This is a genomic window from bacterium, from assembly GCA_024228115.1.
GTDB lineage: Bacteria > Myxococcota_A > UBA9160 > UBA9160 > UBA6930.
Genome location: JAAETT010000567.1, coordinates 1 through 860 on the forward strand (window position 1 = coordinate 1; position 860 = coordinate 860).

1 protein-coding gene is annotated in these 860 nt (G+C 56.9%); it reads right to left on the minus strand.

Annotation, left to right across the window (positions count from 1 at the left end; all coding sequences use genetic code 11):
- Positions 1-66 precede the first annotated feature (66 nt).
- Positions 67-624 carry an aminotransferase class III-fold pyridoxal phosphate-dependent enzyme gene (locus GY937_23595; protein ID MCP5059700.1) on the minus strand — a complete coding sequence of 186 codons (558 nt, stop codon included), beginning with the start codon at positions 622-624 and terminating at the stop codon, positions 67-69.
- Positions 625-860 lie beyond the last annotated feature (236 nt).

The window sequence follows — 860 nt, forward strand, 5'->3', positions numbered from 1 at the left end:
GAATCCGAAGCCCGCACCTCGTACAAGAACTCCTGAACGGAACGAAATTCCTGGACGGACGAACCCTCAGCAACGATGATGAAGGAGTGCGGAAGAGCGCTGCCTGATCAGGTACTCATCCCCAACATTCGGGCATAACTCAGGAATGGTTCCTCCGGTCTGAAGTCCTTCCGTGATGACAGCCGCCAGTTCATCCTTGTTTTCCCGGATGACCTTCTCCGTTTTCTCCTTGTCGTTCCAATTGGTGAAGAGAATGTTGTCCAGTGTATTCTTGGGGAGCCCAGGCGACCCGTTGGGCGGCATGGCAAAGGCGTCGTCGTAGGTGCCGTGATAACCGCCCCAGATCTTCAAGATCTTGTCCCTTCCGGTATGGGCTCTGGCCGCCCTTATGGCCCACATGAAAGCCTGGGAGCCGCCAAATGCCGGCCATACCTTCTCTACCGAGGGGACTCTCTTGCACATCATTTCTGCAAGGACATCCCAGCCCTCATCAGGCATGAATGTGACGAGACCTTTTGGCACCTGCGCCTGGACGGCCTCTGCGACCTTTGGGTGGTTGTGTCCAATGATGCTGGTCATGCCCACGATGAGGTCGATGTAGCGGTTGCCATCGACATCGTACATGTAACATCCATCCACCCGGTCACAGTAAGCCAGATAGGTGCCAGTGGAGTGAGACCTGAGGGCGCCGCCCGGTGTGAACTCTTCTGCCCGCTCGCAGTGGGTCTGCCCCGATTCCGTAGACACTTTGGTTAGACCGTGAGACCCGGCTCCTCCGGATCTCTTCTTCGTTCAGTAATGAACGGGGGTTCGGGGGCGGAGCCCCCGAGTCTTCCGTTTCCGTTCTTGAGCTCGAATTC